Origin of the sequence: Frankia sp. ACN1ag (assembly GCF_001414035.1) — a bacterium.
Taxonomy (GTDB): Bacteria; Actinomycetota; Actinomycetes; order Frankiales; family Frankiaceae; genus Frankia; species Frankia torreyi.
This window is the reverse complement of record NZ_LJPA01000055.1, coordinates 21,437-29,753: the sequence shown is the minus strand read 5'-3', so window position 1 is coordinate 29,753 and position 8,317 is coordinate 21,437. Positions and strand designations below refer to the sequence as shown.

At 68.4% G+C, this 8,317-nt stretch carries 11 protein-coding genes and 4 pseudogenes; 10 read left to right on the top strand and 5 right to left on the bottom strand.

Going from position 1 to position 8,317, the window contains the following annotated elements:
* Window positions 1-292 (bottom strand): annotated as a pseudogene (locus tag UK82_RS29260) (helix-turn-helix domain-containing protein); the annotation flags it as partial.
* Between the two features lie 217 nt (window positions 293-509).
* On the opposite strand from UK82_RS29260, the pseudogene UK82_RS29255 reads away from it, so the two are divergent.
* The 3 genes and pseudogenes from UK82_RS29255 to UK82_RS29250 form a co-directional block, all read left to right on the top strand.
* A pseudogene (locus UK82_RS29255) lies at window positions 510-893 on the top strand (flavodoxin family protein); the annotation flags it as partial.
* Between the two features lies 1 nt (window position 894).
* Window positions 895-971: pseudogene (locus UK82_RS40945) on the top strand (flavodoxin); the annotation flags it as partial.
* Window positions 972-1,099: 128 nt separating this feature from the next.
* Window positions 1,100-1,441: a hypothetical protein gene (locus tag UK82_RS29250; RefSeq protein ID WP_055410604.1), complete on the top strand. Its 342-nt coding sequence runs from the start codon at window positions 1,100-1,102 to the stop codon at window positions 1,439-1,441.
* Window positions 1,442-1,485: 44 nt separating this feature from the next.
* Here the strand turns inward: UK82_RS29250 and UK82_RS29245 are convergent, their stop codons facing one another.
* Window positions 1,486-1,794, bottom strand: coding sequence for a hypothetical protein (locus tag UK82_RS29245; protein ID WP_052681616.1), 309 nt, complete (start codon window positions 1,792-1,794; stop codon window positions 1,486-1,488).
* Between the two features lie 387 nt (window positions 1,795-2,181).
* Here UK82_RS29245 and UK82_RS40940 point away from each other — a divergent pair.
* Window positions 2,182-2,411 (top strand): annotated as a pseudogene (locus tag UK82_RS40940) (flavodoxin); the annotation flags it as partial.
* A gap of 73 nt (window positions 2,412-2,484) precedes the next feature.
* Here UK82_RS40940 and UK82_RS29240 read toward each other — a convergent pair.
* Complete coding sequence (locus UK82_RS29240) at window positions 2,485-2,823, bottom strand: type II toxin-antitoxin system PemK/MazF family toxin (protein ID WP_044888556.1); 339 nt, start codon at window positions 2,821-2,823, stop codon at window positions 2,485-2,487.
* A 433-nt stretch (window positions 2,824-3,256) separates the two neighbouring features.
* Window positions 3,257-3,415: a type II toxin-antitoxin system HicA family toxin gene (locus tag UK82_RS34265; protein WP_157867018.1), complete on the bottom strand. Its 159-nt coding sequence runs from the start codon at window positions 3,413-3,415 to the stop codon at window positions 3,257-3,259.
* Here UK82_RS34265 and UK82_RS33370 point away from each other — a divergent pair.
* The 4 genes from UK82_RS33370 (at window position 3,383) to UK82_RS29225 (ending at window position 6,357) form a co-directional block, all read left to right on the top strand.
* Complete coding sequence (locus tag UK82_RS33370; RefSeq protein ID WP_236706588.1) at window positions 3,383-3,556, top strand: hypothetical protein; 174 nt, start codon at window positions 3,383-3,385, stop codon at window positions 3,554-3,556. The genes UK82_RS34265 and UK82_RS33370 overlap by 33 nt on opposite strands.
* A gap of 132 nt (window positions 3,557-3,688) precedes the next feature.
* Window positions 3,689-4,684: an aldo/keto reductase gene (locus UK82_RS29235; RefSeq protein ID WP_044888554.1), complete on the top strand. Its 996-nt coding sequence runs from the start codon at window positions 3,689-3,691 to the stop codon at window positions 4,682-4,684.
* Between the two features lie 261 nt (window positions 4,685-4,945).
* Window positions 4,946-5,443, top strand: coding sequence for a hypothetical protein (locus UK82_RS29230; protein ID WP_236706585.1), 498 nt, complete (start codon window positions 4,946-4,948; stop codon window positions 5,441-5,443).
* A gap of 206 nt (window positions 5,444-5,649) precedes the next feature.
* Window positions 5,650-6,357: a metal-dependent hydrolase gene (locus UK82_RS29225; RefSeq protein WP_055410601.1), complete on the top strand. Its 708-nt coding sequence runs from the start codon at window positions 5,650-5,652 to the stop codon at window positions 6,355-6,357.
* 303 nt (window positions 6,358-6,660) lie between these two features.
* Here the strand turns inward: UK82_RS29225 and UK82_RS29220 are convergent.
* Window positions 6,661-7,091, bottom strand: a 431-nt coding sequence (locus tag UK82_RS29220) for a peroxiredoxin (RefSeq protein WP_304438076.1), incomplete at its 3' end; no start/stop codon positions are given.
* 297 nt (window positions 7,092-7,388) lie between these two features.
* Between UK82_RS29220 and UK82_RS29215 the strand changes: the two genes are divergently transcribed.
* Window positions 7,389-8,003 (top strand): TMEM175 family protein, encoded by a 615-nt coding sequence (locus UK82_RS29215; RefSeq protein WP_044884132.1) that lies wholly within the window; start codon window positions 7,389-7,391, stop codon window positions 8,001-8,003.
* A 30-nt stretch (window positions 8,004-8,033) separates the two neighbouring features.
* Window positions 8,034-8,315 carry an ABC transporter transmembrane domain-containing protein gene (locus UK82_RS40935; RefSeq protein WP_236706583.1) on the top strand — a complete coding sequence of 94 codons (282 nt, stop codon included), beginning with the start codon at window positions 8,034-8,036 and terminating at the stop codon, window positions 8,313-8,315.
* The last annotated feature ends 2 nt before the right edge of the window (window positions 8,316-8,317 follow it).

Here is an 8,317-nt window from a genome sequence, read left to right as displayed (position 1 = left end):
CCGGCGAGGGCACCGGGGGCTGTTCCCGCTGCCTGCGCCCGACCGTGGCCCAGATGTCGCCGCTGGTCTCGGCGAACCGCTTGGCGACCAGCCGCAGCGTCTCACCCGAGACACCCAGCCGTGCCGCGATCACCTCGACAGGATCAACCTCGCCGGTCGAGGTGTCCAACGCGAGCAGCACCTGCGCCCGCCTGATCATCGAGGCCGGATGCACACCCGTGGTGGTGACCCGAACCAACGCTTCACGATCGGCCGCGGTCAAGGTGACCGGCCGCTTCTTCTGTGACGGCATGACTTGTCCTGACCGGCAGAGGGGACGAGGAAGATCTGCCAACACCAGCCTGCCACACCCCAGAACTAAACAGCGACGGTCTACTAGGCCGGCCGACCACCGACGGCCCGGCTCGCTGCGGACCNCCGCCGCCGCCCAGCGACCGACGACACCGCGACCGACCACCGACCACCGACCGACGTCACCGCATGCCGTGGCGCCTGCCGCGGCTCCTAGCATCGTCACGATGCCGACTCTCCTCGTCGTTCACCACACGCCCTCACCGACCATGCAGGCGATGCTGGAGGCGGTCCTCGCCGGCGCCGGGGACGAGGCCATCGAGGGGGTGGATGTCCGGGTACGACCGGCGCTGGCCGCCACCGCGGTCGACGTGCTCGCCGCTGACGGCTACCTGCTGGGGACACCCGCCAACATCGGCTACATGTCCGGCGCGCTGAAGCACTTCTTCGACACTGTCTACTATCCGTGTCTTGACGCTACGGTTGGTCGTCCGTACGCCTTGTACGTCCACGGGAATAACGATACGACAGGAGCCGTCCACGCTGTGGAGTCGATCGCGACCGGCCTGCGCTGGAAGCGGCTGCGTGATCCGGTCACCGTCNTCGGAGCCTTGGACCCGGCCGCCCGGGAAGCCTGCTGGGAGCTCGGTGCGACAGCGGCGGCGAGTCTTGTGATGTAGGTGCCCGCAGCGGCGACTCGGGGCGGCGGAAGGCAGATATTTCTGGCAGGCGGACCGCCGTTGACGTCGCAGCGTTCGGCGGTGTGCGTCTCACGGGCTCATAACTGAGCTTGGCATTATGATTAGACATGGCTGTGCGGCGGGTGAAGGTGATGGCCGATTACTACGCTTTTCCGTTGTGGGTCAGCGAGGAAGGCGGGATGCCGTCGTCCGAGGAGCTGCCGCTGACCGATGTGCTGCGTGACGAGCTCGACCTGTGGTCGGCCGACTACACCCGCGTACTGATCGCCAACGGCTACAGCTGGCCGAGCGAACAGGTCCAGGCCGACTGGAACAAGCGAGGCTACGCTCTGGCAATCCGCGTGGCGCGGGAGCTGGGGCCTTCTTACGAGGTCGTGTTCTTCGATGAGCTACGACAGCGCGTCACCGCACTGAACCCTTCGGGTCGGACCAGCCGTCGCCGAAAGTGACTTCTTCCTGACCAGGGTTCGGCACATTTCTGCGACCAGATCTACTATCCGATCCTGAAAGCGACGGCGGGTCGCTGATCGAAGATCACGAGGTGGCCGGTGGTCAGTACGAGGCGGAGTAGACAGCTGTCGAGCTGGCGGATGCCGGCCTGGGTCGGATCGGCATGTCCAGGGCGGTGGGTCTTGACCTCCAGCGCCTCGCGCTGGACCGTAGATCTGCCGTCGGGCCCTGTATGGCTCCAGCGGATGAGCAAGTCCATGGCGCCGCGGCCCACGCCATACTCGCGGTCGACGAAGCCGCTGCCGTTCATGGCGCGGTCGAGGTATCCGAGTAGCGTGACGTGGGGGGTCACCTTGCGGTAGGGCTCGTCGGCCTCAAGGACGTCCTCGGTCCGGTGCCAGAACTCGGTGAACCGTTCGAGTGGTCCGGGTAGGTCCAGGCGGCCGTCGGCGAGAACAAACGAACGTGGCTGCGGTGCGCCGGCAACGCCGTCAAAAGTCCGTCGGCGAGAACTCGTGTGATCACGTTGCGGTAGATCGGGTTGGCGATTTCCACCGTGGACGCGGTCCGTCGGACGAGGCCGAGGTCGGTCGTGTAGGCGAGGCCCGAGCCTGGTCCCGGTCTTTGACTGGTTCATCGCGGCCCTGCGCGGTGATACGAAGCGGTAGATCGGTGGCGTGCGGGAGCAGACCGGTGATGTTGCCAAGAGTCACGCTCTCGTGGCCCGGGTTCGGCGTGGTTCTGCGACCAGATCCACTATCCGTGCCTGGATGCTACGGTCGGCCGCCCCTACGCGCTCTATGTGCAAGGAAACAGCGACACCACCGGCGCAGTCCGGGATCACGACCGGACTGAAATGGAAGCACCTGCGCGACCCCGCTCACGGTCATCGGCGACCTGGACGCGGCCGACCGCGGAGCCTGCTGGGAGCTTGGCGCAACCACCGCTGCCACTCTGATGCGTAGGTAGCCGGAGAGCCTGTCACAGGCGCCCCTCCCGCCCCGGGCCTTGAGCGGTGGGGTCGGCGAGAGCCGTGACCTGCCTACGCCGGGCCACCGAGGCGGACAAGATCCTCGATTTCGGCGAGTTTCGCCGCCGGCAGGGTGCTGACCCGTTTGACCAGGTCCTCTCTCGTCACCGGAAGGAGCCAGGTGCAGGGGACGACGCCCGGACGTGGAAACGCGACGCGTAGGACGCCTTCGAAGGGAAGTCCTTCGGGAGCGCCAATCGCGACCTCCGCGGCCACGCCATCGATCTCGGTGCCGGCGGGCGGGACCACCTGCATGGCCAGGAATCGGGACGTGTCGGCGACCTCAGCCGAGAGGAGCACCACCGGCCGTCGTTCGTCGAAATCCACCCACCAGACTTCGCCGGCCTGCATCCGCTCTCCGCTCTCCTGTCTCCTGCTCTCCTGTCTCCTGCTCTACGGGAGCGCAGACAAGGACGCTCTTCGACGATTATTCCTGACCCTACGTTAGCAACGGTGCTGCGACCAGATCTACTACCCGTGCCTCGAAGCGACGATCGGTCGGCCGTACGCGCTCTACGTCCACGGCAACTCCGACACCACCGGCGCGGTCCGCGGGGTCGAGACCATCACGACGGGGTTGAAATGGAAGCGTCTGCGTGACCCGCTCACGGTCCTCGGCGAGGTGGACGCGACCGCCCGCGACACCTGCTGGGAGCTTGGCGCGACTGTCGCTGCCAGCCTGATGCCCGACTGACCTGGCTCGGCATCTGATCGACAAGGAGCGCACGTCCCGCTCGCAGCCTGACGACGATCGCTCAGGACACGCCCCCGTGGTGCGCGACTGTTATAGGCCGAGTTCGTCGATCGTCAGGCCGATCTCGTTCAGGATGCCCCGCAAGGTGCCCTTGGCCGGGTCGCGGGTGCCGTGCACCGGGACCGTCCCGCCCTGCTCGCGGCCACGGGCGTCAGCGTGGCCGACGTCGATCTGGCGATCTGCACGCACCTGCACTCCGACCACGTCGGCTGGAACACTCGGCCGGGTACCGATGGTGGTGGCTGGACGTCGACGTTTCCCAACGCCGGCTATCTTTTCTCCCGGCCTGACCTCGATCGCGACGGCAGCCGGTTCGCGCCGCGACGGTGAGGAGACCGCGCGGGTGGTGCTCGGCCGGCTTGACCTGGAGCACGCTCGAAGGTGCAGACTCGATGAAGCCGGCATGCCGCCTGCCCGAGCGTGGGTGTCGGCTGATCCCCCACCGAGAGGACTCCGCCCACGATGCAGTTCACCCAGCTCGGTCGTTCCGGTCTGTCCGTCTCGCGCCTGTGCCTGGGCACGATGAACTTCGGCCCTCTGACCAGCGAGGACGACTCCCATAAGATCATGGAGTCGGCACACGGGTACGGCATCAACTTCTTCGACACGGCCAACGCCTACGGCCTGCGTTCGGCCGGCGTGTCGGGCCTCGGTGAGGGCAGGGGCTATACCGAGTCGATCATCGGCCGCTGGTTCGCGCAGGGCGGCGGGCGCCGGGAGCGCACCGTGCTGGCGACCAAGGTCTACGGCGCGATGGGGGAGTGGCCCAACGAGGGCAAGCTGTCGGCGCTCAACATCCGCCGTGCCCTCGACGCGAGCCTGAGCCGCCTGCAGACCGACTACATCGATCTTTACCAGTTCCATCACGTCGACCGTGATACCCCGTGGGATGAGATTTGGCAGGCCATCGACGTCGCCGTCACGGCCGGCAAGATCCTCTACGTCGGCAGCAGCAACTTCGCGGGCTGGCACATCGCCCAGGCGCAGGCCGCCGCAGCCCAGCGCGGGACGTTCGGCCTGGTCAGCGAGCAGCCGATCTACAACCTCCTCACCCGGGAGATCGAGCTGGAGGTGCTGCCCGCCGCGCAGCACTACGGCGTGGGCCTCCTGCCGTGGTCGCCGCTGCAGAGCGGGCTGCTGGGCGGCGTGCTGCGCAAGGAGCGCGAGAGCAGACGGCGCCTGGAAGGCCGTGCCGCGCAGACCCTGGAGGCCAGGCGCCCCCAGATCGAGGCCTACGAGGACTTCGCTGCCGAGCTTGGCCACGAGCCCGGCGACGTCGCGCTCGCCTGGCTGCTGCACCAGCCGGCCGTCACCGCGCCGATCGTGGGTCCGCGCATCCAGCAGCACCTTGACGACGCGGTCCGGGCGCTCGACGTCCACCTGGACGAGAAGGCGCTCGCCCGGCTGGACGAGATTTTCCCGGGCTACCGCACGGCCCCCGAGCACTTCGCCTGGTAAGCGAAGGCCGCCCGCTGCGTCAGCCAGTGCGCCGCGTGTCTGCGCAGGGCGGGCGGGGGGTGATCGCATCGAGGTGCTTGAGAACAGGATTCCTGCCCTGGTCGAGGATCTTGCCATGATGGTCCTGTGAGCCCCGTCGTCGTGGGAATCCGCCTGTGGTGCGAGCTCGCTTCGGCCGGCCCGATGCCTTCTCTCCGTCGATGCCCGCCGGGCGCCACCGACGCAGCCGGTGGCGAGAGTGGTACCTGGGGCGGTCGGTCCGTGACCAGTGGCCCGCTCGACCCGGCGCTCGTCCCGGCTCCGGGGGTGGTGCCGGCTCCGACCGCGGTTCCGGGGCTGGTGGCGACGCCGGCCCCAGTACCGGCGGGCCACATCGACACCGCCAGCGGGCTCTTCTTCACGGTGCACGAGTTCGCGGAGCTGTCGGACGGCCGGGAGATCACCCTCCTGGATGACCGGGGCTGGGGCATGTCGGGCGGTGGCAGGACCCCCGACGCGCTCCGGTCCGAGCTGACGATCGAGGAGATCGCGCGCATGGTCTACATGGTCCTGCTGCCGGACTGGGCCGACTTCGACCACCCGCTGCCGCCGGACCTCGCCGCGGTCGAGGGCAGCGGCGGGGCGCAGGACTGGGATCTGCTCGCGGAACGGCTACGCGCGTTCGGGGTGGTCTCCACGCCGGCCGAGCTCGTGCGGGTACCGCGCCGCCTCGACCTCGGCGACCACCTGCGCGCGTGGCTGGCCACCCCTGCTGATTGACACGTGTGGCGCGGATTGTCCCTAGCGCCGGTCCGACCTTCGCGATGATCGGTCCTGCTGGTCGACGTTTCGTCGAGTGGGCGCCGGCCGGCCCTTGCCTGAACCTGACGGCGGAAGCCCGGACCGGCCGGGCATGCCCGGTGTGGCCGGTGGAATCGTCAGGCTAGAGTCCGCCGAATGCCGATCAATGAGGTTTGTCAGCGGTGATGGGGCGGACGCACGCGCTGAGCGGTGCGGCGCTCTGGCTGGCCGTCGTGCCCTTCCTGGGCCGGGAGGACTGGCTGGGGACCTACGCACTGTCGTTGTCGTCCCATCAGGTGATCGCCGGCGGGGTGGTGGCCGCGGGTGCGGGCCTGCTGCCCGACATCGACCATCCCAACGGCCGGATCGCGAACACCCTCGGCCCGGTCTCTCGGACGATCTGCCGATGGGTGAGCCGGGCCAGCGGCGGCCATCGGCACGCCACCCATTCCCTGCTTTTCGCGCTCGCCATGGGTGTTGCGATGAGCCTGTTGGCGGACCACTGTCGGTATGGCTGGTGGGCGGCCCTGTTCGTCCTCGTCGGCTTCGGGCTGCGCGGCCTCGGCCTGGACTTCGAGGGGCACGAGTTCTGGTCGGGTCTGAAGGACTGCGTGACGGCCGGGGTCGCCGTCTATCTGATGCACGGCCTGGACATGAGCTTCGTCGCCTACCCGGTTGTCCTGGGGTGCCTTGCGCACCTGATCGGTGACTGCCTGACCCCCCGAGGCTGCCTCCTGCTCTGGCCGGTGAACTGGCGGATGGAGGTCGTCCTGGTCCCCCGCACCGACGGGCGGGTCGAACGCCTCGTGGTGGTGCCCGTGCTGGCCGGCGTCATCGTCATCCTGACGGTCCACGTGCTGGACGGCGCCCTGCTCTCCCACGGGTTGCGCTGACGCCTGGCTGACCGCGTTCATCCGGCCAGCCCTCGGCTATCGGGCTGGCCAGGTGAGCGGGTGGCGCTGTCTCCTCCGGCGCGGTGCGGGGCGTCGAGACGATCACGACAGGTCTCACGTGAAAGCGTCTGCATGACCCGCTCACCGTCGTCGGCGATCTGTCCGCCGCCGCGGTCAGACGGGCTGCCTGTTGCCGCCGGGCAACCTGGAATCAGTACCCCGGGTGGACGCGGCACATCTGGCGGTCGGGCCCGTGCGTCAGGCGACGGACCGTGCCGGCCGTCCTATCTGCCCAACGCGGCNAGCGCCCTGTCGGCGTGCGTGTTCATGTTCAGCTCACTGCTGATGACCTCGATGACGACCTGGTCCGTGCCGATCACGAAGGTGGCGCGCCTGACCCGCAGCAGGTCGATCGGCCGCTTCACGCCAAACGCGCGCGACACGCTGCCGTCGGCGTCCGAAAGCAGCGGATAGTCGAAGGAGTGTTTGTCGGCGAACTTCTTCTGCTTGGCCACGGTGTCCGTGCTGATACCGACCCGCTGGGCGCCGACCTCGGCGAACTCCGCCGCGAGGTCCCGGAAATGACAGCTCTCCGCGGTGCAGCCCCTGGTCATCGCCGCCGGGTAGAAGAACAGGACGACCGGACCGTCGGTCAGGAGGGTGGAAAGCCTGCGAGGGGTGTTGGTCTCGTCTGGCAGCTCGAAGTCCGGCGCGGTGTCGCCGACACGCAGCATCTGTGCGCTCCTCACCTCGGGCTGGGCGACAGGCATCGGCCCGGTGCCCAGGGCCGTCGGAGCGACGGCTGATTCCGTACGCTATCCCGACCCGGTGACGCCCCGCACGAGAGGAGCAGCCGACGACGCCCGATCGGCGCGGCCCGGTCGGACTGTCGGCCACCTGGCGGCAGAACGCGATGCACCACCGCCGCGGCTCCTGGCCGGGGGATGGTCTGATGACGGCATGGGGACAGGGGTGAGGCGTGCGGCTGCGCGCATGACGGTGGTCGGTCACGGCGTCGACGGGGCGGTCCGGTGAGGACCAGTCGTCTGGAGGCGTTCAGTGATGGTGTGTTGGCCATCATCATCACGATCATGGTGCTCGAGCTGAAGGTCCCCGAGGGGCACACGTTCGCGGATCTGCGGCACAGCACGGGGAAGGGCCTGCTCAGCTATCTCCTCAGCTTCGTCTATGTCGGGATCTACTGGAACAACCATCACCACATGTTCCAGTTGGCCCGCCGGGTGACCGGTGGCGTTCTCTGGGCGAACCTCGGCCTGCTGTTCTGCCTGTCGCTGTTCCCGTTCACGACCGCCTGGATGGATGAGACGGACTACGCGCGCTTCCCGGTCGTCCTCTTCGGTGTGAACCTGCTGGCCGCGGCCTGCGCCTACTCCGTGCTCCAAGGGGTGGTCATCCGGGCGCACGGCCCTGACTCCGAGCTCAGGCGGGCCGTCGGATGGGATCTCAAGGGCAGGATCTCGCCGCTGTTCTATCTCGCCGGAATACTGTCCGCGCAGTTCGTGGACACCCACGGCAAGGTCGGCGTCATTATCGCAACCGGCTGCTACACCGTCGTCGCGCTGATCTGGATCGTCCCTGACCGCCGCATCGGCCGTGCCGTGCGCGAGTTCGGAGCCCCGGACTGACCCGGAAACGTGGCCGTCGACGAAGGACCGGTGGAAGGCCGGCCCGACACCGGTGTGGTCACCCGCGCCGGCCTGCTCTACCTGGGCCTGGCGCTGGCTGGTCTGGTGCTCTCCCGGCTGCAGGTCGAGCTGGTGGGACGGATCGGTGAGTGGTTCGTGCGCGAGCTGCGAAGCCGCACCGTCGACCACGTGATGTCGATGTCGGTTCGCTACTTCGACCGCACCCCGGCAGGGGTACTGGTGTCCCGGATGACCGCCGACGTCGACGCGCTGCAGGACGCCGTCCAACTCGGAGTCGTGCCGTTCACGTAGGC

Coding starts and splice junctions, on each gene's coding strand:
- UK82_RS29235 (WP_044888554.1), top strand. CDS start 3,689: ATGCAGTTCACCCAGCTCGGTCGTTCCGGTCTGTCCGTCTCGCGCCTG.
- UK82_RS29240 (WP_044888556.1), bottom strand. CDS start 2,823: ATGCAGGCCGGCGAAGTCTGGTGGGTGGATTTCGACGAACGACGGCCG.
- UK82_RS29250 (WP_055410604.1), top strand. CDS start 1,100: ATGGCTGTGCGGCGGGTGAAGGTGATGGCCGATTACTACGCTTTTCCG.
- UK82_RS29225 (WP_055410601.1), top strand. CDS start 5,650: ATGGGGCGGACGCACGCGCTGAGCGGTGCGGCGCTCTGGCTGGCCGTC.